This is a genomic window from Citricoccus sp. NR2, from assembly GCF_027594385.1.
Taxonomy (GTDB): Bacteria; Actinomycetota; Actinomycetes; order Actinomycetales; family Micrococcaceae; genus CmP2.
Genome location: NZ_CP115154.1, coordinates 2388397 through 2413180, shown reverse-complemented (window position 1 = coordinate 2413180; position 24784 = coordinate 2388397). Strand labels below are relative to the sequence as shown.

General features: G+C 61.4%; 17 protein-coding genes. 11 read left to right on the top strand and 6 right to left on the bottom strand.

Translation table 11 applies throughout. The annotated features are described in order from the left end of the window. The first annotated feature begins 21 nt into the window (after positions 1-21). Positions 22-1371, top strand: a complete 1350-nt coding sequence (locus O1A05_RS11235) for a GNAT family N-acetyltransferase (RefSeq protein ID WP_270105296.1) — start codon at positions 22-24, stop codon at positions 1369-1371. Between the two features lie 194 nt (positions 1372-1565). Continuing rightward, positions 1566-3020, top strand: a complete 1455-nt coding sequence (rpsA, locus tag O1A05_RS11230) for a 30S ribosomal protein S1 (RefSeq protein WP_270105295.1) — start codon at positions 1566-1568, stop codon at positions 3018-3020. 86 nt (positions 3021-3106) lie between these two features. On the opposite strand, the gene O1A05_RS11225 is transcribed toward rpsA, so the two are convergent. Beyond that, positions 3107-4222, bottom strand: coding sequence for a class I SAM-dependent methyltransferase (locus O1A05_RS11225; RefSeq protein ID WP_270105294.1), 1116 nt, complete (start codon positions 4220-4222; stop codon positions 3107-3109). Continuing rightward, positions 4222-4959, bottom strand: coding sequence for an IMPACT family protein (locus tag O1A05_RS11220; RefSeq protein WP_270105293.1), 738 nt, complete (start codon positions 4957-4959; stop codon positions 4222-4224). Before O1A05_RS11220 ends, O1A05_RS11225 begins: the two co-directional genes overlap by 1 nt. A gap of 103 nt (positions 4960-5062) precedes the next feature. Here O1A05_RS11220 and O1A05_RS11215 point away from each other — a divergent pair, with 103 nt between their 5' ends. The 4 genes from O1A05_RS11215 (at position 5063) to O1A05_RS11200 (ending at position 10835) form a co-directional block, all read left to right on the top strand. Continuing rightward, positions 5063-6613, top strand: a complete 1551-nt coding sequence (locus O1A05_RS11215; RefSeq protein ID WP_270107573.1) for a BCCT family transporter — start codon at positions 5063-5065, stop codon at positions 6611-6613. Further along, positions 6610-7227: a dephospho-CoA kinase gene (gene coaE / locus O1A05_RS11210; protein WP_270105292.1), complete on the top strand. Its 618-nt coding sequence runs from the start codon at positions 6610-6612 to the stop codon at positions 7225-7227. Before O1A05_RS11215 ends, coaE begins: the two co-directional genes overlap by 4 nt. A gap of 45 nt (positions 7228-7272) precedes the next feature. Further along, positions 7273-9423: an excinuclease ABC subunit UvrB gene (gene uvrB, locus O1A05_RS11205; protein WP_270105291.1), complete on the top strand. Its 2151-nt coding sequence runs from the start codon at positions 7273-7275 to the stop codon at positions 9421-9423. A 146-nt stretch (positions 9424-9569) separates the two neighbouring features. After that, positions 9570-10835 (top strand): TerC family protein, encoded by a 1266-nt coding sequence (locus tag O1A05_RS11200; RefSeq protein ID WP_270105290.1) that lies wholly within the window; start codon positions 9570-9572, stop codon positions 10833-10835. Between the two features lie 376 nt (positions 10836-11211). Here the strand turns inward: O1A05_RS11200 and O1A05_RS11195 are convergent, their stop codons facing one another. Further along, complete coding sequence (locus tag O1A05_RS11195) at positions 11212-12612, bottom strand: IS1380 family transposase (protein WP_270105289.1); 1401 nt, start codon at positions 12610-12612, stop codon at positions 11212-11214. 112 nt (positions 12613-12724) lie between these two features. Between O1A05_RS11195 and O1A05_RS11190 the strand changes: the two genes are divergently transcribed. Then, positions 12725-13282 (top strand): TVP38/TMEM64 family protein, encoded by a 558-nt coding sequence (locus O1A05_RS11190; protein ID WP_270105288.1) that lies wholly within the window; start codon positions 12725-12727, stop codon positions 13280-13282. Here the strand turns inward: O1A05_RS11190 and O1A05_RS11185 are convergent. Next, positions 13237-14580: an alpha/beta fold hydrolase gene (locus O1A05_RS11185; RefSeq protein ID WP_270105287.1), complete on the bottom strand. Its 1344-nt coding sequence runs from the start codon at positions 14578-14580 to the stop codon at positions 13237-13239. The two genes, O1A05_RS11190 and O1A05_RS11185, sit on opposite strands and share 46 nt — an antisense overlap. A 9-nt stretch (positions 14581-14589) precedes the next feature. Beyond that, the gene (locus tag O1A05_RS11180; RefSeq protein WP_270105286.1) at positions 14590-17232 is read right to left on the bottom strand and encodes a DEAD/DEAH box helicase; all 2643 of its coding nucleotides are present in this window, start codon (positions 17230-17232) and stop codon (positions 14590-14592) included. A gap of 91 nt (positions 17233-17323) precedes the next feature. Between O1A05_RS11180 and O1A05_RS11175 the strand changes: the two genes are divergently transcribed. Then, positions 17324-18169 carry a methyltransferase domain-containing protein gene (locus O1A05_RS11175; RefSeq protein ID WP_270105285.1) on the top strand — a complete coding sequence of 282 codons (846 nt, stop codon included), beginning with the start codon at positions 17324-17326 and terminating at the stop codon, positions 18167-18169. 23 nt (positions 18170-18192) lie between these two features. Here the strand turns inward: O1A05_RS11175 and O1A05_RS11170 are convergent, their stop codons facing one another. Next, complete coding sequence (locus O1A05_RS11170; protein ID WP_270105284.1) at positions 18193-18888, bottom strand: MBL fold metallo-hydrolase; 696 nt, start codon at positions 18886-18888, stop codon at positions 18193-18195. Positions 18889-19105: 217 nt separating this feature from the next. Between O1A05_RS11170 and uvrA the strand changes: the two genes are divergently transcribed. The 3 genes from uvrA to uvrC all read left to right on the top strand — a co-directional run bounded on the left by uvrA (position 19106) and on the right by uvrC (position 24783). Further along, entirely contained in the window at positions 19106-22045 is a 2940-nt protein-coding gene (gene uvrA, locus O1A05_RS11165) for an excinuclease ABC subunit UvrA (RefSeq protein WP_270107572.1), read from the top strand. A 78-nt stretch (positions 22046-22123) separates the two neighbouring features. Continuing rightward, positions 22124-22801, top strand: coding sequence for a lysophospholipid acyltransferase family protein (locus O1A05_RS11160; RefSeq protein WP_431521092.1), 678 nt, complete (start codon positions 22124-22126; stop codon positions 22799-22801). A 38-nt stretch (positions 22802-22839) separates the two neighbouring features. After that, complete coding sequence (uvrC, locus tag O1A05_RS11155; protein ID WP_270105282.1) at positions 22840-24783, top strand: excinuclease ABC subunit UvrC; 1944 nt, start codon at positions 22840-22842, stop codon at positions 24781-24783. Position 24784: the final 1 nt, after the last annotated feature.

Sequence of the window (24784 nt, the reverse complement as noted above, 5' to 3'; positions counted from 1 at the left end):
CGCCGGAAAGATGACATGATCATGTCCCTGAGCAGGCCCCTCACCCCCTTCACCCTCGCCGGTGACGACTTCATCGAGCCCAGCTCGCACGACGCCGACGGCGCAGAGAAGATCAAAGCCAGCGAAGCGTACCGCCACCTCCACCAGCAGGTGGAGCTGGGGTTCTATGTCGACCCCGGCTCCGCTGACCTGATCGACATCTGGGCCCGGCAGAATCGCGACATGGGGCTCGAGTTCCGGGGCTTCCGCGAGGCCGAACCACGCCCGGATTTCCTGCCGAGGTGGCAGCGACCCGTGGGCACCATCGGCGGACTGCCCTCCACCCTCAACGTGGGCTCGAAGATCCTGCCTGCCTGGCTGATCACCGCGGTGGGCGTGGCCCCAACGCATCGACGGCGCGGCATCCTGCGCCGGATGATCACCGAGGAACTCACCCGCGCCCAGGAGCAGGGGTATCCGCTGGCGGCACTGACCGTGTCCGAGGGCGGAATTTACGAGCGATTCGGCTTCGGCGTCTCCACCTACCAAGTGACGCAGACGATCGACCGCCGTCGTGGAATCCAACTACGTCCCGAGGTGCTCGAAGCGCTGAACACCACAGTCGGTCAGGTTTATGAGGTGAACCCGACCGAGCTCGTGGACCTCGCCGACCGTCTTGACCGCCAGTCGCATGAGGTCACCCCCGGTTCGATTCGTCGCCCCCGGCCGATTCAGGAGAACATGCTGGGCGCGGTGAACCTCTGGGGCGGTAGCTCCGAGGCACACCGCGAGCTCAAGGGGTACGTGTACATCACCGAAGACGGACCCGAAGCTCTGGCGGTCATCAGCCACAAGGGCTGGGAGAACGTGGAAGTGTCCACCGGTGTCATCCGTGATCTCCAGTTCTTCACCCGACGTGGATTCGCCGGGCTGATGGACACCGTGCTGAACCTGGATCTAGTCGATGAGCTGAAGTACCGCGAGGTCCCGGGGCGCGCTCTGGCCACAGCGATGATCGATCCGCGGGCGGTGAAGTCGACCTCAGAATCCGATCTGGTGTGGACGCGGCTGCTCGACGTCGTCGCTGCGCTGGAGTCCCGTGACTACGGTCAAGACGGATCCCTGGTCCTCGACGTCGAGGACGCGATGGGACTCGTCGACGGTCTTTACCGACTCGACGTCAGCAACGGATCCGCCCGGGCCGAGCGGATCGACGCTCCTCAGCACGATGGTGTGGATGCGGTAACTCTCGACGTCGCGCATCTGGCCACCGCACTCTTCCGCGGCGGGGGAGCGCTGGCCGAGGTCGGTCTAATCAACGGACCGGCCACAGAGCAGTTCCTGCGCATGTTCGCCGTCGTGAAAGAACCCTTCTGCAACTTCGGATTCTGACCCGGTGAATCCCCTGGCACACACCCTCGCCACGCATTGCGCGCGTTGGGCTGCTGGCGTATGATGGTCGGGTGCGTCGAATGCGCACATGTCCATAGATTGTTCAGTGGGTTTCGCTGACCGAAATCACAGGATCCGTTCCGGCTTCGGCCCCCTGAGTATACGAAAACTATCCACATCGGAGTCCCTACTACATGACCACCACCAAGACCGTCCCGCAGGTTGCCATCAACGACATCGGCACCTCCGAGGACCTCCTCGCAGCCATTGACGAGACCATCAAGTACTTCAACGATGGTGACCTGGTTGCGGGCACTGTCGTCAAGGTTGACCGCGACGAAGTTCTTCTCGACATCGGATACAAGACCGAAGGTGTCATCCCCTCCCGTGAACTGTCGATCAAGAACGACGTCGATCCCGACGACGTGGTTGCCGTGGGCGACTCCGTTGAAGCCCTGGTCCTCACCAAGGAGGACAAGGAAGGGCGCCTGATCCTCTCCAAGAAGCGGGCTCAGTACGAGCGCGCCTGGGGCGACATCGAGAAGGTCAAGGAAGACGACGGCGTCGTCACCGGTACCGTCATCGAGGTCGTCAAGGGTGGCCTCATCCTCGACATCGGCCTGCGCGGCTTCCTGCCCGCATCGCTGGTCGAGATGCGCCGCGTCCGCGACCTGGCCCCGTACATCGGCCAGCAGCTCGAGGCCAAGATCATCGAACTGGACAAGAACCGCAACAACGTGGTGCTGTCCCGCCGCGCGTGGCTCGAGCAGACCCAGTCCGAGGTCCGCTCGAACTTCCTCAACAACCTCGAGAAGGGCCAGGTGCGCAACGGCGTGGTCTCCTCGATCGTCAACTTCGGTGCCTTCGTGGACCTGGGTGGCGTCGACGGCCTGGTGCACGTCTCCGAACTCTCCTGGAAGCACATCGATCACCCGTCCGAGGTCGTCGAGGTCGGTCAGGAAGTCACCGTCGAGGTGCTCGAGGTCGACATGGACCGCGAGCGTGTCTCGCTGTCGCTGAAGGCCACCCAGGAGGATCCGTGGCAGGTCTTCGCCCGGACCCACGCTCTGGGCCAGATCGTGCCCGGCAAGGTCACCAAGCTGGTGCCTTTCGGTGCGTTCGTGCGCGTCGAGGACGGCATCGAGGGCCTCGTGCACATCTCCGAGCTGGCTGCCCGCCACATCGACACCGCCGAGCAGGTTGTGTCGGTCAACGAGGAGCTCTTCGTCAAGGTCATCGACATCGACCTGGATCGTCGCCGCATCTCGCTGTCGCTCAAGCAGGCCAACGAGGGTGTGGACCCCGAGGGCACCGAGTTCGACCCGGCGCTGTACGGTATGGCTGCCGACTACGACGACGAGGGCAACTACAAGTACCCCGAGGGCTTCGATCCCGAGACTAACGAGTGGATGGAAGGCTTCGAGACCGAGCGCGCCGCTTGGGAGCAGCAGTACGCTGACGCTCAGGCTCGCTGGGAAGCTCACAAGGAGCAGGTTGTCCGTCACTCCGCTGAAGAAGTCGAGGCATCGACCGAAGCAGCCGAGGCCGGCAACACCTCTTACTCCTCCGAGGCTCCGGCCACGGATGCTGGCACCCTGGCTTCCGACGAAGCTCTGGCTGCCTTGCGCGAGAAGCTAACCGGCAACTGATACATTTCGGTTCTCCAGCGTGACTCCGCGCTGAATTAATCCGAGCAGGAAGCCCCGCACCGATTCGGTGCGGGGCTTCCTGCGTGTTAGCGAATGGATTCAGTGACAGTGAATCGCCGGTCGCGGGCCAGCTGCGTGGTCCGGCCCACCACGCGGTCCAGTTCGTCGCGATAGCGCAGATGCGAATTCCAGACACACCACAACCGACCGCCGGGCTTCAACGTGCGGGCAGCCTCGGCGAAGAGATGGTGCGCAATATCGGTCGTCACGGTGCCGCCATCATGGAAGGGCGGATTCAGGACGATCGCGGACAGAGAAGCATCGGCGTGATGTTTCAGTCCATCGACGTGAGTCACCTGGACGCGGTCGGTGTCCAGCCCATTGGCCGCGGCGGTGTCCCTGGTTGAACGCACCGCTGAGGCGGAATCATCGCAGGCGTAGAGCAGGGGAATGCTGGTTGCCAACCCTAAAGCCGCGGTGATCGTGCCGTTGCCGCAACCGAGATCAACCACACTGTCGAGCTGGTCGATCGCGTCACGGCGACCATCGGGACCTGAGGAGAGCAGTGTGGTGAGCAACAGTGCGGTGCCGGGATCCAGCCGTGCCGCACCGAAAGTCATCCCGTAGGCACGCAGTTCGAGCTCGCCCACGGGCGCCACCGATACGCGTTGTCTTCGCGGGATCCGCTCTGGTAGCTGGTGCTCGGTGAGGGATTCCTTCGGTGCCGAAGCTATCAGCGCACGAGACTTGTAGGCCCCGCGGCTTGCATGGACCCGTTGGAAGCACCGTTCCAGCACCGCGTTCATGCTCCGATTCAGGTGCTTTTCGCGTGCGGCACTGATCATAACGACGTCGGACGTAGCCCAACGGGCCACATGCCAGGCTGTTTCTTCCAGCGCCTCCAGGGGCCGGGCCAGCAAATGAATGACCCAGCCAACCCCGGACAGACTCACTTCGTCGGGCCCGGTGAAGAGCCGCCAGGCATCAGGTACCTTAATCTGCTCGGCTCGACTGCGAGAATCCAGGATGAGCCGACCGTTGAGACCCAGCTCTGACAGATGCTGGCTCAGCGCACCGGTCTCTTCATTAATCACCGCCACCGGGAGCTCACGTAACTCCGGGCGTTGCTCGAGAAATGTCTCGATCTCCATGATCAGGAGCCGTTCGACGGGGCTGGGTTGAACCTCGGTTTGCGACGCCATCACAGGTCTGTCCATTCCACATGGGTGGGCTCGACCTGTCCGGCACCGGAGGTGATGGCTGCGAGGTCTGCCTTCAGACGTTCTGCCGCCATGTCGTCGTCGACACTGGCTAGTGTCAACAACGCTGAGGCACCCGCGTAGTCAGTGGCACCGAGGTGCCACCCAGTGGCGCGCAATTCGTTCTCCCAGCGTCCCGCTACAGCGTGCGGTGCAGGAATGCGGTACCAGAGCATCCGTTGCCGGACCGTCCAGGTGACCTGGTCAAGGGTCTGGGACACAGCGTCAGAATAGGCACGAACCAGTCCGCCGGCTCCGAGTTTCACCCCGCCGAAGTAGCGCACCACCACTGCCAGCACGTCGGAGGCGTCTCGCAGCTGTTCCGCGCCGGTTCCTTCTGCGCTAACGAGCACCGTCTCGCGCTGGGCGATCGCTTCCAACATCGGTGTTCCGGCGGTCCCGGCGGGTTCGCCGTCGTCGTTGGAACGCATTACTCGCCGGTCCGGGCCCAGCAGAAATGCGCTACAGGTGTGTCGGGCCAGATGGTGCTCTTTGCGCAGCGCGCTCACGTGTTCCCTGACGTCTTCCTCCGCTTCGACCCGGAAAAGGTAGCCAATAAATCGCGACCGTTTAATCTCGATTTCATGCACCACCGGAGTGTGGCGCTGGGCCGCCGGGAGCACGCTGTATCGACGCGCGTGGGAATCATCGACGAGGGTGGAATCGGAGTGCTGTGACATCGTCGATAGTCTAGCTTCCTCCCTGCGGTGCACCCGGGTTGGGAGTTGGTTAACTCACGGGTAAGGTAGGCGGTCGTCCACCACTTTATCCTCGGCGTTGATCGTGATCCTGTTCACCCTGGCCATGGGATTCTTCCCCGGGCCGGTTCAGTCTGGGTTCGGCGCGCTGGCCGATGTGATGCGTTACGACATCGGCTGGGTGTTTACGCTCGGCGCCACCGCGATGCTGGTCTTCGCGGCCGGTGTCGGAGCGATCCTGATGTTTTTCGGCGTCGCCGAGCCGATCAACCATGATGCGGTACCCCCAACGATCGGTACGTTCCACTTCGGCTTCCAGCTCTGGGCTATTCAAGTGGTGCCAGGGCTGGCCTTCGCCTACTTCACGTACAAGCGAAACCTCCCTCCGCGGGCTTCTTCGGCATTCCAACCGTTTATCGGCGATCGGATCCACGGCCCCTGGGGCAAGGCCATCGACATCATGGCCATTGTGGCCACCGTGTTCGGTATCGCAGTGTCCATCGGATTGGGCGCCATGCAGATCAACGCCGGACTCACCTATGTCTACGGGGTGCCCATGCAGGGTTGGATCCAGGCGCTCACCATCGCCTTGATCACCGGCGCCGGCCTCACCTCGGTGCTCCTGGGTATGGACAAGGGCGTGAATCGGCTGTCGTACCTCAACATCCTCATGGCCGTCGCACTGATGCTGTTCGTGCTGATGTGGGGAGCGACAATGGACACCTTCCGAGGCGTCGTTGAGACGGCGGGACGCTACCTGTACAACCTGCCGGTGCTCTCCTTCTTCAATGACTTCTCCGGATCGGGACAGTGGACCGGAGACTGGACCGTCTTCTACTGGGCCTGGGCGGTCACCTGGTCGCCCTTCGTCGGGATGTTTATCGCGAAGATTTCCCGAGGCCGTACCATTCGCGAGTTCGTGATCGCCACCATCGGCATGCCCACCAGTTTCGTCATCGTGTGGATGTCCGTGTGGGGCATCTCCGGGATCGTGCAGGACCAGGCCACCGCTACTTCTGGGGTCAGCGGGGAGCTCGTGGAGACCGTCGTCGACGACGGGAACATCGAGGCCGCGCTGTTCCAGTTCCTCCAGGGCTACCCCGCATTCGGCTTCGTTGCGGTGTTTACGCTCATCGTCATTGTGATTTTCTTCGTCACCTCCATGGACTCCGGTGCACTGGTGATGGACGGGATCGCGTCGGGACACGAGGACGCCGGACCGAAGCGGCAGCGGGTGTTCTGGACCGTGTCCATTGGTGCGGTGTGCACCGTCATCCTCGTCACAGCGGGAGAGAACGGGTTCAATGCCATGCAGGAAGTGATCATCGTGATCGGGCTACCGCTGATGATCCTCACCTTCATCATGATGCTCTCGCTGCTGCAGGCGGTTCGCGAAGACTACGGCTCCGCGCGTCCCATCCGCACCCGGCAGTGGAGGCGGGTGCTTCCCCTGGAAGAGTTCCACCGCCGCGCCCAGGAGGAGCCCAGCGCCACCGAGGAGTTCGTGATCTGCTCCGAATACGAGGTGGGAACCGAACCGGACTTCGATACGCATCAACCGCAAACCTGGCATTGGCAGCGCGGTGATGGCACTGTGGAAGAAAATGATGCCTATCAGAAGGGGCAACAGTCATGAGCAGAGTGGCTCCCGTCAGCATTGGGCTCACCGGCGGCATAGCGTCGGGTAAGTCCACGGTCTCCGCCATGCTGGCCGAACTCGGCGCCATCGTGATCGATGCCGATGCGTTGGCCCGCCAGGCGGTGGCCCCCGGGACCGAAGGGCTAGCTGAAGTAGTGGCACGCTTTGGTGGGGGAGTCCTCCACGAGGACGGCACCCTGAACCGTCCCGCCCTGGGTGCGATCGTCTTCGGCGATGACGACGAACGAGCCGCTCTCGACGCGATTATCCACCCACGCGTACGTGCAGCATCTGCCGAGGCCCGAGAACAAGCCCAAGCAGACGACATCGTCGTCGAGGACATTCCGTTGCTGGTGGAGACGGGACAGGCCGATCGGTTCGAGTTGGTCCTGGTGGTGCAGGCGGAAGAAGAGGCTCGCGTGCGCCGGATGATCGAACACCGGGGGATGGCCGAGGACGACGCTCGCGCCCGTATTCGGTCCCAGGCCAGTGATGCCGAACGCGCCGCGGTGGCGGACGTGATCTTGCACAACGAGGGCACCGTGGAAGAACTGCGCGCCAAAACGGAGGAGCTCTGGCGCACCATCATCGAACCGTTGCGCCACCAGTAACTCCGGGACTCTGCGCAGAGAGACGTTCCGGCGTAACCTGGAGGTATGAGTCTGGCACAGAAGATCTCCCGACAGATCGCACCCTTCGAGGTCGTCTCGCCCTTCCAGCCCTCGGGCGATCAGCCGAAGGCCATCGCCGAGCTCGCCGAACGCGTGCAGGGCGGCGAGAAGGACGTCGTCCTGATGGGTGCAACCGGCACCGGTAAGTCGGCAACCACCGCCTGGCTCATCGAGAAGTTGCAGCGTCCCACCCTGGTGATGGTGCAGAACAAGACCCTGGCCGCCCAGCTGGCCAATGAGTTTCGGGAGTTGCTGCCCAACAACGCCGTCGAGTATTTCGTCTCCTACTACGACTACTACCAGCCCGAAGCGTACGTGCCGCAGACGGATACCTTCATTGAGAAGGATTCCTCCATCAACGAGGAAGTCGAGCGGCTGCGACACTCTGCCACGAACGCGCTGCTGACTCGCCGCGACGTCGTCGTCGTGTCGACCGTGTCCTGCATCTACGGTCTGGGCACCCCCGAGGAGTACATCGCCCAGATGGTCACGTTGCACCGCGGCCAAGAGCTGGACCGGGATGAGCTCCTGCGGCAATTCGTGAACATGCAGTACGTACGCAACGACACGGACTTCCACCGGGGCACTTTCCGGGTGCGCGGGGACACCGTCGAGATCATCCCGATGTACGAGGAGCTGGCGGTACGCATCGAGTTCTTCGGCGACGAGGTCGAATCCATTCAGACGTTGCATCCGCTCACCGGACAGGTGGTCCGCGAGGAAGACGAGATGTACATCTTCCCCGCCTCGCATTATGTTGCCGGCGACGAGCGGATGCACCGCGCCATCGGCGAAATAGAGGAGGAACTGCGCATCCGGCTAGAAGAACTGGAGTCCCAGGACAAGCTGCTGGAGGCGCAGCGGCTGCGGATGCGCACCACCTATGATCTCGAGATGATGCAGCAGATGGGTTACTGCAACGGCATCGAGAACTACTCACGCCACATCGACGGCCGTGAGGCCGGCTCCGCCCCGCACTGCCTGCTCGATTATTTCCCGGATGATTTCCTCCTCGTGATCGACGAGTCACACGTCACCGTGCCTCAGATCGGCGGCATGTACGAGGGCGATATGTCGCGCAAGCGGACACTGGTGGACCACGGATTCCGTCTGCCATCGGCGATGGACAACCGCCCGCTGAAGTGGGACGAATTTCTGGAACGTATCGGCCAGACCGTTTATCTTTCAGCAACCCCGGGCAACTACGAACTGGGCCAAGCCGACGGCGTGGTAGAGCAGATCATCCGCCCGACCGGCCTGATCGACCCCGAGGTCATCGTCAAGCCCACCAAGGGGCAGATCGACTCGCTGATGGAGGAGATCACTGCCCGCACCGAGCGGGACGAGCGGGTGCTTGTCACCACGCTGACCAAGCGGATGGCCGAGGATCTGACCGACTATCTGCTCGAGCATGGGGTCAAGGTCCAGTACCTGCACTCCGACGTCGATACGCTCAAGCGCATCGAGTTGCTGCGGGACCTGCGCAAGGGCGTTTTCGACGTGTTGGTGGGCATCAACTTGTTGCGTGAGGGACTCGACCTGCCAGAGGTGTCGTTGGTGTCGATTCTCGACGCAGACAAAGAGGGCTTCTTGCGATCCTCGAAGTCCCTCATCCAGACCATCGGCCGTGCGGCCCGTAACGTGTCCGGCCAGGTGCACATGTACGCGGACACCATCACGGATTCCATGCGACAGGCCATCGACGAAACCAACCGCCGTCGGGAAATCCAGCAGAAGTACAACAGCGATCACGGCATCGACCCGACACCGCTGCGCAAGAAAATTGCGGATATCACCGACCAGCTCGCACGCGAAGACGCCGATTCTGCTGATTTCCTCGCGGGCATGGCGGGCGTCAAAACCGGTTTCGACTATGGTGCGGGACGCCGCGGTTACACCGCAACGATCGCCGAAGAGGTGCCCGGAACCGCCGCCGAAAACGAGGTGGGGATGGACACGGTGGCGAAAATGGCGGCCCTGCCAGCGAAGGATCTCCAGGATCTCATCGACCAGATGTCGGCCCAGATGCACCAGGCGGCCGTGGACCTGCAGTTCGAGCTCGCCGCACGGTTGCGTGACGAAGTGTCCGAGTTGAAGAAGGAGCTCCGCCAGATGCAACGTGAAGGTCACGCATGACCTGCTAGACTTCAGCATTGCAAGGGAGTATCCCCGAACCCCGTGGACGTCAGCACGTCTGGTATCGAGACCAGACCGGACGCGGAGGCCGCTCACCAGCGGTGGGAGAGACTTGTGACGTCTGTTCTATCCGCAGGAGGCTCCCTTTGGAGATCAACGCGTTAACGTGGACCATCACCATTGCGGTGATTGTGGGTCTACTGCTTTTCGACTATTTCGCGCACGTGCGTAAGGCGCACACCCCAACCATTAAAGAAGCGGCCATCTGGTCTGCCATCTATGTCGGCATCGCCCTCATCTTCGGTCTCGTCTTCTTCGTCTTCGGCGACACCCAGCACGCGATCGAGTACTACGCGGGCTACATCACCGAGAAGGCCCTCTCGGTGGACAACCTCTTCGTGTTCCTCGTGATCATGGCGAGCTTCCAGGTACCGCGTGAGTACCAGCAGAAGGTGTTGCTCTTCGGCATCACCTTCGCTTTGATCTCCCGCACCGTCTTCATCCTGCTGGGTGCAGCCATCATTGAGCTGTGGTCAGACGTGTTCTACCTCTTCGGTATCGCATTGCTGTTGATCGCCGGCCAGCAGCTCAAGGGTGAATTGGCTTCCTCGGAGGAGAAAGAAAACCAAGCGGACAACATCATGGTGCGCACCGCTAAGCGCGTGCTTCCTTCGACCGACCAGTACCACGAGGACAAGTTGTTCGTCCGCATCAACGGGAAACGGCTGATCACCCCGATGCTACTGGTGATGGTCGCAATCGGCGCCACCGATGTGCTGTTCGCCTTCGACTCCATCCCGGCTATTTTCGGTCTGACCCAGGAACCGTACATCGTGTTCACCGCAACGGCGTTCTCGCTGATGGGTCTGCGCCAGCTGTACTTCCTCATCGACGGACTGCTGGACCGCCTCGTCTACCTCTCCTACGGCCTCACCGCCATCCTGGGCTTCATCGGAGTGAAGCTGATCTTGCACGCCCTTCACGAGAACAACCTGTTCTTCATCAACGGTGGCTCCGATGTGCCGGTGCAGACCATCCCGACTCACATCTCGCTGATGGTCATCGTCGCGATTCTGATCGTGACCGTCATCGCCTCCCTGACTAGCCCGAAGGGCAAGGCCCTGCGCACCCTGCAGAACGCCGAGAAGTACGCGTACCGCTACACGAAGCTCGACGAGTCGGCTTCGGCCGACGAGCGCCGGGACGCCGAAGCCAAGATGGATCGCTGGACGCGCGAGGCCGAGGGCCTGAGCCAGAAGTGGCGCGACGCCCTAATCGACAACAAGGATCGCTACTCGTCCATTATTCGCACCGCGCACGAGACACGCTGGGCTGAGGCACAGTCCAACGGCAACGGTCACGACGCCAATGTGTCCAAGGAGATCGTGGAAAAGCAGGGTCCCACGGTCTGATAAGTTTCGAGCATGACCGACTCGACATCTGACGATCCCCAGGATGTTCCTGCGCAGGACAGCTCTCAGCTGGACTCGCAGGAACACTGGGGCTCGTTGTTGCGTAGTACCGGTCTAGTCCTCACGGTGGCGGTCATGCTCTGGCTCGCTCTCAACGTGCGGCTTCCCTCGCTCAGCCAACTGCATTCCACCATCGAGGCGTGGGGTTGGTTAGGTCCCTTAGCCTCGATCCACCGACGCGGGTTCAGGCCGGAGTGTGATTCCGGAAGCACCGGGTGAATCGATTTTGGGCGTGAGGAAGTAACCGGCCTCGCTGCCGGTGGTGTTCCACTGTTGGTCCTTCGGTCGTGCCGGGGCGCAGCGTTCGGTCGGTTGGCTATGCCGATTGTGGTGGCGGGTGGATGGCGGTGAAGAGCCGTTCGAGTCCCTGTTGCCAGGGCCAGGCCTCGGGCAGTCTGATTCGAATTTTGCGGGCGCTGGAGGCGATTCGGGCCGGGATGTTCACGAGTCTGGCCCGGATGGTGCCGGTGCGGGCTTTGGTGAAGGTGCCGGCGGCGAGGATCCCGGCGGTGCGGGTGAGGTTGTAGGCCATCACCGCGCAGACCAGCCAGGCGCTGTTGGCCCCGAAGTGGCCGGAGGGCAGGTGGGCCAGGGCGCTGTCTTTCAGGTCGGCGTTGACTTGCTCGATGATCGCGTGTTGCCGGTGGGTCCGGTCCGCGGCCACCGTGTCCAACACTTCCGGATCCACGGTGGTGAAGAAGGCGTGGAACCGGTGCGTGTCGAACAACGTCGGCTGCCCGTCGTCCTGCCTGAGGTTCAGTTCTGGGATGCGGCGCACCACCAGCCGTCCGGGGATCCGTTCGGCTTTCTTTCTCGAGGTGAACGCGGTGAAGGACACCTCGGCGACCTCGGCTTTGGAGGCCCAGGTGCCGGTGGTCTCGTCGTAGATCGCCTCGGGGTATTCGATGCCGGTCCAGGCATCGTCGGCGATGGTGGCGATGGCGGCCTTGACCGCCAGATTCATCCGCACGGTGACCGAGACGTCGGCACCGGCTTTCAACGCGGTGGCCACGGTGGCGTGCCCGTAGAAAGCCGAGTCGGCACGGACCAACATCCGGGCGCCAGAGTCCGGAGGCAGTCGCTTGAGCGTGGCCAGCGCGTCGGCGATCAACCGGCAGGCCCCGCGTGGGGAGCCCACCGCTCCGCGACGCAGACGCTGACCCAAGATCACCGGGGCCGCAGTCTCGGTGCTCGCCGTGGCCAGCAAGGCGTTGAGTCCACGCACGCCCGAGTATCCGTACCCGGAGCCCTGCTTCTGATAGCCGTGGACCTCGATGATCGTGTCGTCCACATCCACATAGACGAACTGTCCGGCGCCGGGGCTTCCCAGCACCGATGCCCTGACGGAGAGGTTGGCCAACAGTCCGGAGGCGACCGCGTCGAGCTGGCGGACGTGCCCGAAGGTGAACGCACGCAGGAACGAACCCAGGGTCGAGGGCGCGTAGCAGGCGTTGAAGATTCGTTTCATCGCCCCGTGGCGCAGGATGGCCATGTCGTCGATCGAGTCGGCTCCGGCGCACATGCCGGCCACCAGGGCCGCGATCTTGGCCCCGGCGTTGGCGCCCTTGTCGGTCGGCACCGTCAATCGCCCCTTGGCCAGCTGGTGCAGGCCGGCCTCGGCGGCCAGCTCCATCATCGGGACCAGTCCGGCGGAGCCGATGAGGTTCGGCTCGTCGAAGGAAGCTGACAGTGCGGAACGGGTGTGGGAAACTTGCATCTGCGAGATGCCCTCTCATCGCGGTGGAACGGAACCCTGAACAAGTGCCATTCTTCCCGGTCAGACGGGCATTTCGTTCTTAATTACGTACCAGTACCAAGCATGCTCATCGGTGGATCAAGGCTTAGTGTTCATTGGCCTCTATGCCCTCGTCGCCATCACCCCCATACCGGTCACGGTGATGGCTGTCGTGGCGGGGCTGCTGTTCGGCGTCGCCATCGGCAGTGTGCTGTCCCTGATTGGCGTGCTCATCGGGTGCTGGGGTGCGTATTGGCTGGCCCGCGCCGTCGGACGAGATGCCACGCGCCGCCTGCTGGGTCGACACCGCGCCTCCATCGAGCGAAATCTGAGCCATGCTGGTTTTCAGACGGTGTTCATGCTTCGTCTGCTTCCTGGGTTTCCCTATTGGCCGGTGAATTATGGCAGCGGGGCGTTCGGCGTATCCCAGCACGCTTATCTGTCCGCTTCGGCCCTGGCCGTGCTGCCCGGACAAATCTCACTCGTGGCGATCGGTGATTTCGTGGCCGAACAGTCCATCCTCAACGGCGCCGTGGTCGTGGTGTCCTGGATTGCCGTCATTGTGCTGACCATCTGGTCGTATCGCCGCTGGAAGCAAGCTCGTCGTCATTCCTCCGATGACGAGGCCGACGGGGACGACACCATGTCGTAGAGCCGTCGGAAGATGCCTGCACCGTCTTCGGCCAGGCCGTCGTGATGGTGCGCCGCTGTCTGCCACACCTGAAGCCCAGCCACGCGGGCCGCGGTTTCCACCGACAATTCGGCATCTACGTAGACGTCATCCCGATACACAGCCGCCGCGACTGGCACGGTGTTCACGGCCAGTTGATCCAGATCGTAGAGCGGCTCCCACCCAATGCGTTGAGCCAGATGCTCGGCCACGTCGGCCAGGGGTTGCAGACCCGGATCTAGTTCCGCGTACCAGGGAAACACCATCTCCCCGGTCAACAGGGGAGTACGAGAGCGCTCAGGATCAAAATCCGGATGATCTGCCAGCACCCGATGGGCCGCCCAGTCGGTCGGCTCCGCCTCCGGCTGCGCGTAGATCGACTCGTGCATCACCATGTACAGCGGACGGGAAAGATGCCCGATTAGGCCATGGGCCTGTTCGAGAAACGCGTCGCTGAGCCGGTCATCGCCCTCAACAAAGGCTTCCTGCAATAGGTAGTGCAGTTGGTCAATCCGGGTATTGCCGCCCAGATACATGCCCAACATCTGCAACCGCCCCACGGTGACCGGGGAACCATCCGGAAAGCGCTGCTCGGAATGTCGTCCGAGGCGCACGATGCGTTCCCAGAACGGCCAATCCTCGGGATAACGCTCGAAGAACTCACGATTCCGCGCCCGCATCCGCCGGTACGTGGCCTGGTATACCCGGTCGGCCGGTCCCGTGATCGGCGACAACCCACCGGTGATCATGCTCGCCCGCAGCCCCTCGGGGTGAAATGAGAGATAGCTCAGCGTGCAGAATCCGCCATAGGACTGCCCCAGGGTGGTCCAAGGTCCGGAGCCCAGAGCCAGACGGAACTGCTCGGCGTCGCGCACAATATTCGGCGCACGGAAATGGCTCAGATAATCGGCTTGTTGCCCGCCGTCACCTTCCCTCGGCAGTGAGGTGCGGGTGATCGGGGTCGAGCGACCGGTGCCGCGTTGGTCCAGCATGAGAATCCGGAATTCGGAGCTCGCCTCCGCCATCCAACCCGACAAAGGACCGGAACGGACCCCTTTGCCTCCGGGACCGCCCTGCAGATACAACAACCACGGACGGGAGCCACCACCGTCAGCGGTGTATTCCCGGGCGAAAACAGTGATACGCCGCCCCTGCGGTTGGTCATAATCCAGCGGCACCTCCAGGAAATGATCACGGATCACGGTGCCGTCAAAGAGGCGCGACGCTGTTCCGCTACGCAAAGTGGAGATCAACACGTTCGAGGTGCTTCCGGTACTCATGGACTCAGCCTACGCTCCCGGTGCCCCCACGGAGAGGACCAGGATCGAGGGGGAGCCCTGCTCATCAGAACGGTCGAGGTTCACTACGGCGTTGATCCCGAAATCAAGGTTGCCCTCCGGGTCCACCAGAATCTGGCGCACCGTCCAATACCGTGACTCCGCTATGCCGGAATCGGCGCGTTCCTGGTCCGTCAGGTCTGGTTTCCGATTCACCTGGAAATACTGCTGACCGCGTGCGGTCGGGGAGTCGTCGATATCCTCGTACTCGCCGAAATATTCGTCGAGAGCATCAGCCCAGTCGTCCGCAGTGAAGGCGCGGGCACGGTCCGGAACATCGTCGAGTTCGGCCAGTCGCGCGTCCTGTTCGGCGCCGAACAGCTCCACGCGTCGGAACATCGCGTTGCGCACCATCACGGTGAAGACCTGCTCGTTGTCCGTGAGTCGCGGTGGCGCCGGAGGAGCTAGGGTCTCGAAGTCTTTGCGCAGCTCTTCAACGTCGCCGGCGACCAGGTCTTCCCACTCCTCCAGCAGCGACGAGTCGGTGTGCTTGATCAGGGCCTCGAGCCATTCCTGGATCAGGTCCAGTGTCTCGGTCCGAGTGTCTTGAGGGATGGTCTGCCGCAGTGCCTTGGTGGCGTCGGTGAGATAACGCAACAACACACCCTCGGAGCGAGCGATCCCGTAGAAATTAACGTAATCGGTGAATCCCATGGCGCGTTCGAACATGTCGCGGACCACGGATTTTGGATCCAGCTCAAAATCGGACAGCCACGGCGCACCCTGGCGATAGTTCTCGAATTGTTGCTCCAGCATCTCCGCCAGCGGGCGTGGATGGGTCACCTCATCGAGTGCCTTCATTCGCTCCGTGTACTCCAGGCCCTCGCTCTTCATCGCGCTCATGGCTTCGGTTTTCGCCTTCTTCACCTGAGCCGAAATCACCTGCCGCGGCGAATCCAAGGTGGCTTCCACAATGGACACCAAGTCCAGAGCGTAGGTGGGCGAATCCGGATCGAGGAGCTCGAATGCCGCCAGCGCGAAGGGGGAGAGCGGCTGGTTAAGGGCAAAGTCCGGCTGGAGATCCACCGTGACGTCGATCATTCGGCCAAACTCATCAGGTTCGGGACGGCGTACCACCACACCGGTGACCATGAGCTCTCGCAAGATGCCCAATGACTGCCGCAACAGTCCGGCCTGCTTGGCTGGCGGTTCGTGGCTGTTGCGCACCAAACGGCGTACCGCGCGAATCGGGTCGCCCGGCCGACTCAGCAGGTTCAACAGAATGGAGTGGTTGACCTTCAGTTGGGAGACCATCGGCTCCGGAGTGGCCTGGACCAGTTTCTCGAAGGTCGCCTGACCCCAGGAAACAAAGCCTTTCGGAGGCGTCTTCTTGGGGCTGGACTTCGTCGACTGCTTGATCCGTTTGTTGCGCTCCGCCTCATCCTTAATGTTGGCGAATTTCGCGGCCGCCTTCTTTTGGGCCTGAAGATTCTCGATGACGTGCTCGGGAGCTTGGACCACCACCGTGCCGGAGGTATCGAAACCGGCGCGTCCGGCTCGACCGGCAATTTGATGAAATTCCCGGGCGTTGAGGTGCCGCGTCCGCGTGCCATCAAACTTACTCAGTGCGGTGATCACCACCGTGCGGATGGGCACGTTGATCCCCACCCCCAGAGTGTCGGTCCCGCAGATCACTTTAAGCAAGCCATCTTGGGCCAAACGCTCCACGAGGCGCCGATATTTCGGCAGCATCCCGGCGTGGTGCACACCAATTCCAGCGCGGACCAGACGATTCAGAGTCTTTCCGAATCCAGCGGAAAACGGGAAGCCGGCGATTCTTTCAGCGATCGCGTCCTTCTCAGCCCGAGTCGTCACATCAACCGAGGACAAGGCCGAGGCACGTTCGATAGCGTCCAGTTGCGAAAAGTGCACAATATAAACCGGTGCCTGCTTCGTGCTCACCAGTTCCGCGATCTTGTCCTGAACTGGTTCCTCCGAATACTCAAAACTCAGCGGAATCGGACGTTCAGCGTGGGCAACGGTCACCGTCTCTCGACCGGTACGTTCCGTCAGGTCTTTCTCGAACCGGCTGGTATCACCGAGTGTGGCACTCATCAGCAGGAACTGTGACTGAGGCAATTCTAGTAAGGGCACCTGCCACGCCCAGCCACGCTGCGGATCCGCATAGAAATGGAACTCGTCCATCACGACCGCGCCAACGTCGAGACCGGATCCTTCCCGCAATGCTCCGTTCGCAAGAATCTCGGCAGTGCAGCAAATAATCGGAGCATCGCCGTTCACGGAAGAATCGCCCGTCACCATGCCCACGTTATCCGCACCGAAGACATCGACCAGGGCGAAGAACTTCTCCGACACCAGCGCTTTGATGGGTGCGGTGTAGTAACTGCGCCGTCCGTAAGACAGTGCGTGGAAGTGGGCGCCGAGCGCCACCATGGACTTACCAGACCCGGTCGGGGTTGCCAGGATGACGTTGTCCTCTTCCACCAGGTGAAGCATTGCTTCTTCCTGGGCCGGGTAGAGCGATATTCCGCGGGACTGCGTCCATTCGACAAATCGGCCGTAGATCAGGTCGCTACCGCTGGAAGCTGCATCGCGGAGTTCATCGGCGTCGGGAAGATAATCGAGGAGTCTCATCGCCACCCAGCTTATCCGGCACCGCGACTCCGTGTGACCTCGAGTGTCGCGGTCATCGGCAGGTAGCTGAAGACCGATATAGCGTGGTCCCATGCACGATTTCAACTGGGATCCGGCTCAGTACGCGAAGTTCTCCGACCACCGCGCCCGCCCGTTTAAGGACCTGACGTCCGTGATCGACGCGCCTAGTCCCAAGGTGGTCATCGACTTGGGCTGTGGACCCGGCACCATGACCCGCACCCTGGCTGAGCGCTGGCCAGACGCCGAGGTGATCGGATTTGATTCGTCGGAAGATATGGTTCTGGCCGCCCGCCGGATGCAGTCCGATGATCCTCAGGCCCCGAAGAATCTCCGTTTCGAGCACGCCAACGCCACAGAATGGATGCCAGACCATTCGGTCGACGTCGTCGTCTCAAACGCGATGCTGCAGTGGATCCCTCAGCACCGTCAGCTGATGAGCTCCTGGCTCAAGGCCCTGAAGCCGGGGGCATGGTTCGGGATGCAGGTCCCCGGAAACTATGCCGCGACCTCGCACGCCATGATCAGCGAATTGGCGCGACGCCCGGAGTACGCGGACGCCTCGCGCGGCACCTATACCCGCGAATCGATCTACACGCCGTTGGAATACACCGAGACCCTGATCGACGCCGGACTACGCCCCAATGTCTGGGAGACCACCTATTTGCAGTCGCTGCTGGGGGAGGAACCAGTCTACGCCTGGGTTCGTGGTGCTGCATTGCGCCCCGTCCTCCAAGGGCTCGCTGCCGCAGATGAACGCGACGGAACTCGGCTCGAAGAGCAGTACACACGGGAATACCGGGAAGCGATGTTGCGGGCTTATCCGCCCTATGAGGCACCCGACGGAACCACGCTCACGGTCTTCTCAATGCGTCGCGTCTTCGTGGTCGGTCAGAAAGTGCTCGACTACCAGATCTGAGACGAGAGTGGTTGGCGGGCGACCTACCAGCCGCGGGCCCGCCATTCGTCTAAGTGTGGCCGTTCTTGGCCGAGCGTGGTGCTCGCGCCGTGGCCGGGCAGCACGATGGTGTCGTCGTCATAGACGTCGAAAATCCGGGACGTGACATCGTCGAAGAGCTGCGTGAACCGCACTGAATCGTTCTGCGTATTACCTACACCACCGGGAAACAGCGAGTCGCCCGTGAACAGCACGGTAGGTGCATCGGCGTCGGGAACAAAGGCCAAGGCGACCGAACCGGGAGTGTGGCCCCGAAGCCCGATGATGTCTAACGAGATCCCATCAAAATGGGCGGCGTCGCCGTGATTCAACAGCACCTTCGGCGTCACCGATGTTTGTTCCTGAATTGCATCCGCGTCCGCGGTTCCCGCGGCCGTTGAGGTCTGGGTCTGTTCGGACACCTCGGCCAGCGCACGCACATGGTCCCAGTGCTGGTGAGTGGTGATGATGACGGCCAGGGTGGTGTGGCAGGGCGTGTCCACCGCTGCCGAGGCAAGGAGTTCCATGATGGCGGCCGGGTCGTCCGCAGCATCAATCAGCACCTGGGTTCCCGAGGTCTTCGACGTGATCAGATAGACGTTGTTGTCCATCGACGACACCGAACGTGTCCGGATCGTTACTTCAGGAAGATCCTGGACGACAGTGATGGGACCGGCGGTGCTGTGGGCTGACGAAGACATGAGACTCAGTGTAGAGATGGATCAGCCGCCCTGACTAGCTGGCCTGCGCTCCGTCCGGCGGTGTGCTGTTAGCGAACGACAGCACCACAGCACGTGCTCGAATGTGCGTTCGAAGTCTTGCTGGCATACAGTAGATGTTGTTCCACTTCTTTATCGATGCGAGGATCACGCTGTGACTGTCTCAACCACTCCATCACTTGATACCGACTCAGCGGCCCTGGCTTCCCGCCCGGAGGGTGCGCCTGCGAGTCGTCGGGGGAGTGCCACGCACGACCGGATCGTCGTCCAAGGGGCACGCGAACACAACTTGAAGAACGTCAACCTAGATATTCCACGCGACTCCATGGTCGTTTTTACCGGCCTATCCGGTTCCGGAAAATCATCATTGGCTTTCGACACGATTTTCGCCGAAGGCCAGCGGCGCTATGTGGAATCGCTGTCGTCGTATGCGCGTATGTTTTTGGGCCGGGTAGACAAGCCGGCCGTCGACTTCATCGAGGGCTTGTCTCCGGCAGTCTCGATCGACCAAAAATCGACCAACCGCAACCCGCGTTCAACCGTCGGCACGATTACCGAGGTTTTCGACTATATGCGTCTGCTGTGGGCGCGTATCGGCGTACCGCATTGTCCCGAATGCGGGGAACCTGCGAAACGCCAGTCGCCACAGCAGATCGTTGATCAGCTTTCTGAGTTGCCCACGAAAACTCGATTCCAGGTGCTCGCGCCGGTGGTGCGCGGTCGTAAGGGCGAGTTCGTGGACCTGTTCTCCAGCCTGTCTACGCAAGGCTTTTCCCGTGCCATTGTCGACGGCGAGATCGTGCAACTCACGGATCCGCCGAAGCTGAAGAAGCAGATCAAACACACCATTGCTGTGGTCATCGACCGTTTGGCAATGAAGGACGGTATCCGTCAGCGGCTCACCGATTCGATTGAGACGGCGCTGAAGCTGGCCGAGGGGCTCGTCGTCGTGGATTTCGTGGACATCGAAGCCACCGTCGACCCAGATCGTGCCAATGCGGGAGAGTTCCACGCCGTTGATGCCGACGGCCAACCCAAGTACCGCTCATTCTCGGAGAACCTGTCTTGCCCGAATGGACACGAACAGACCATTGACGAGATTGAACCGCGCTCGTTCTCCTTCAACAACCCGTTTGGCGCTTGCTCAACCTGCACGGGTATTGGCTCTCAGCTCCAGGTGGATGAGGAACTCGTCATTCCGGACGAAGACCTCTCTCTGGAAGGCGGGGCCATCGCCCCGTGGTCCATCGGCAAGTCAACCGCCGAATACTGGCAGCGCCTGATGGCCGGGCTAGCGGACGAACTGGACTTCTCGCTCAAAACCCCGTGGAAAGATTTGCCCGCTAAAGCCCGTAAGGCACTTTTGCACGGCAAGGACTACAAGGTCGTGGTCCAATACCGCAACAGATTTGGCCGCGAACGAAAGTACAGCACCGGTTTCGAAGGTGTCATCGACTACATCAAGCGCAAGCATCTCGAGACAGAGTCGGATCACGCACGTGACCGCTACGAGGCGTACATGCGCGAGATTCCTTGCCCTGCTTGCAAGGGCGCACGACTTAACCCCACCGCGCTTTCCGTGCTCGTGGGCGATAAGTCGATTGCCGAGGTATCGCGTCTTCCCATGGAAGAAGCCATTGCCTTCATGAATGATCTGGAACTCACCGATCGCGATCTTCGCATCGCGGACCAGGTCCTCAAGGAAATCAAAGCACGGTTGCGCTTCCTCATCGACGTGGGTCTCGACTACCTGAATCTCGAACGTCCTGCAGGAACCTTGTCGGGCGGCGAAGCCCAGCGGATTCGTCTCGCCACGCAGATCGGCTCAGGGTTGGTGGGCGTCCTGTACGTGCTCGATGAACCGTCCATTGGATTGCACCAACGTGACAACCGCCGCCTGATTGAGACCCTGATCCGATTGCGGGACTTGGGCAACACTCTGATCGTTGTTGAGCACGATGAAGACACGATTGCTGAGGCGGACTGGATCGTCGACATTGGTCCCCGCGCCGGCGAACAGGGCGGTGAAATCGTCCATTCAGGTTCGTTGGAAGGACTCAAAGCCAACGAACGCTCCGTCACTGGTGATTACCTTTCCGGACGCCGCAGCATTGCCGTTCCGGAGACCCGACGTCCCCTTGATCCACAGCGTCAGCTCACTGTGGTGGGGGCCCGCGAGAATAATCTCCAAAACGTCAGCGTCGATTTCCCGCTAGGTGTGTTCACGGCCGTCACCGGTGTGTCCGGCTCGGGCAAGTCGACTCTAGTCAATGAGATTCTCTACAAGGTTCTCGCCAATCAGCTCAATGGCGCTCGACATGTTCCCGGCCGCCACAAGCGCGTCACCGGTGTGGACCTGCTCGACAAGGTGATTCACGTTGACCAGTCACCGATCGGGCGCACCCCACGCTCCAACCCGGCCACCTACACCGGAGTCTTCGACGCGATCCGCAAGCTATTCGCGGACACCCCGGAAGCGAAAGTCCGTGGTTATCAGGCCGGCCGGTTCTCGTTCAACATTAAGGGCGGTCGCTGTGAGGCCTGTTCCGGTGACGGAACCCTGAAGATCGAGATGAACTTCCTCCCGGACGTCTACGTGCCCTGTGAGGTGTGCCAGGGGTCGCGCTACAACCGTGAGACGCTCGAGGTTCAGTACAAGGGCAAGACCATCGCCGAGGTACTCGATATGCCGATCTCGGAAGCAGCGGAGTTCTTCTCCGCATACACAAAGATCTCCCGGTATCTCGACACGCTGGTGGATGTCGGTCTCGGCTACGTGCGACTGGGACAACCCGCAACCACCCTGTCGGGTGGCGAGGCCCAGCGCGTGAAACTTGCCACGGAACTGCAGCGCCGATCCAACGGGCGCAGCATCTATGTGCTGGATGAGCCCACCACCGGGCTGCATTTCGAAGACATCCGTCGCTTGCTCGGTGTGCTCAATCGCCTTGTCGAGAAGGGCAACACTGTGGTCACCATCGAGCACAATCTGGATGTCATCAAGTCGGCCGACTATGTGATCGACTTAGGTCCAGAAGGCGGCTCCGGTGGCGGAACGATCGTCACCACCGGTACCCCTGAGGAAGTAGCCACGGTGGCTGAGAGCTACACGGGTCAGTTCCTCGCCGAAGTGCTCTGAGCTGCGCGGACCGAAACCATCCTCGGCGTGAGGCCGATAGGATGTAGTTGCACAAGATGAAGCGAGGAAAGGCCAGACGTGGCTCCTAGCAACGCCGTGCGGACTAGCGTGCGCACCATGTTGAAGACGACCTGCCGCCCCGAGGTGACGGGTCTCGAGAACGTGCCCGAGTCCGGGGGATTCATCGTCGCTTCCAATCACCTTTCGTTCTTCGATTCCGTGATCATCCAGGCCATGAGCCCGCGCATGGTGCACTTTTTCGCTAAGGCAGAGTACTTCAATCGCACCGGGATCCGCGGCCGAATGATGAAGGGGTTTTTCGAGTCTGTCGGCTCGATTCCTGTTGAACGTGGTGAGCAGGCCGCATCCGTTGCAGCGTTGGAAGAACTCGTTCAGCTCGTCGAATCAGGTCACGGGGTGGGCATCTATCCGGAAGGCACCCGCTCCCGCGACGGTCGTCTCTATCGTGGTCGCACCGGAGTTGGTTGGTTGGCACTCGCTACAGGTGCTCCTGTCGTGCCGGTGGGTCTAGCGGACACTGATCGTCTGCAGCCCCCAGGGCGGACCATGGCTCTGCCGCATAAATTCACGATGACCATTGGCAAGCCCATCCAGGTGGAGCAGTTGGGCCGCAAACACTCCTTGCCGGTCCGCCGACAAACCACGGAACGGATCATGGACGCAATCGCCGCGATTACCGGACAAGAACGCGTCGACCAATATAATTCGACTTCCCATCCCGATTCTTCGCGCTAGGCGGCGCCAACAGGGCCTCACAGCATTCCAGGAGCAGAGTGGCTGATCCAGCAACGTACCGTCCCGCAACGGGGGAGATTCCCACCCGGCCCGGTGTGTACCGCTTCAAGGACGATCAAAGTCGCGTAATCTATGTCGGCAAGGCGAAAAACCTTCGGTCACGACTGACCTCATACTTCGCTCGTCCGGAGACACTGCACGCCAAAACTCGCGCCATGGTTCACACGGCCGCCGGGGTTGAATGGACCGTCGTCGGCTCAGAGCTAGAGGCCATCCAGCTTGAATACACCTGGATCAAGCAATACACGCCGCGATTCAACATCATGTATCGCGACGACAAGTCATATCCGTACCTCGCGGTGACGATGGATGAAAAGTATCCGCGCGTGATGGTGATGCGCGGCGATCGTCGCAAAGGGGTGAAATATTTCGGCCCCTTCCACCCGGCCAAGGCTATTCGGGAGACCGTTGACCGTATGCTCCGCGTCTTTCCGGTCCGTACTTGCTCGGCTGGAGTCTTCCGTCGCGCAGAAATGTCAGGGCGTCCCTGTCTGATGGGCTACATCGACAAGTGCTCGGCGCCCTGTGTGGGCCGCATTTCTGTCGAAGACCACTACCGACTGGCTGAAGACTTCTGCAATTTCATGACGGGAAATGTCTCTGGATACCTGCGTGAACTTGAGGCCGAAATGAAGTCGGCCGTTGACGAACTGCGCTATGAAGATGCTGCACGCCGTCGCGATGACATCGCCGCATTGAAGCGCGTCTTCGAGCGCAACGCCGTCGTACTATCGGAGAATACCGAAGCGGATGTTTTCGCCTTCGCCGAAGACGAACTCGAGGCAGCAGTCCAGGTATTCCACATTCGCGGCGGAAGAATCCGTGGGCAACGCGGCTGGGTGGTCGAGAAGGTCGAAGAAACCACGAGTGAACAGCTCGTTCAGCAGCTGATCCAGCAGGTCTATGGTGATCTCGACGATGTCTCCCGCATTCCAGCAGAGGTCTTGGTCCCGGCCCTACCTTCAGAGCCAGAGGAGCTCTCCGAGTGGCTTACCGAACGGCGGGGGAGCCGAGTCGACTTGCGAGTTCCGCGACGCGGTGACAAAAAAGCTCTGTTGGAGACTGTGGCCGAAAACGCGGATTTGGCCCTCCGATCTCACAAGACCAAACGTTCCGGGGATATCACCACGCGCTCGGCTGCTCTGCGGGAACTCCAGGACGCGCTGGAACTCCCGGAACCCCTGCTGCGTATCGAGTGCTACGACATCTCCCATGTGCAGGGGACCAATGTGGTTGGCTCCATGGTCGTGGTGGAAGACGGCCTCCCACAGAAGTCTGCTTACCGAAAATTCGCTGTTACAGGTGATGCGGCCCGCGATGACACCACGGCCATGCATGACGTCCTCACAAGACGCTTCAAGAGCTATCTCCGGGAGCAAACAGAAACCCCCGAAGTAGTCAGCGGCGAGATCGACGAGGACGACACCAGCGAGAAGAAGAGATTTTCTTACCCACCATCACTCGTCGTCGTGGACGGTGGGCCCGCGCAGGTTTCGTCCGCCCAATCGGCCCTCATTGAACTTGGCGTCACGGATATTCCGGTCGTCGGCCTGGCGAAGCGCCTCGAAGAGCTGTGGCTGCCCGGAGAGGAGTTCCCGGTGGTGCTTCCACGCACCTCAGAAGGGCTCTACCTGCTGCAGCGGATCCGCGACGAATCCCACCGTTTCGCGATTTCGTTCCACCGTGACAAACGCTCAAAATCCATGGTTCAGTCCGCTTTGGACGAGATCCCTGGGTTGGGGCCAGCGAAACGAAAACTCTTGCTGAAGCAGTTCGGATCGATCAAGCGTCTGCGTGCAGCAAGCATCGACGAGCTCACGGCCGTCAAAGGAATCGGACCTCAATTGGCGCAAGCCATTCGAGAAAATCTCGGCACCAAAGACTCGGCGAAGAGCAAGGACTCGGCAGAGTCGGTAGGCTGAC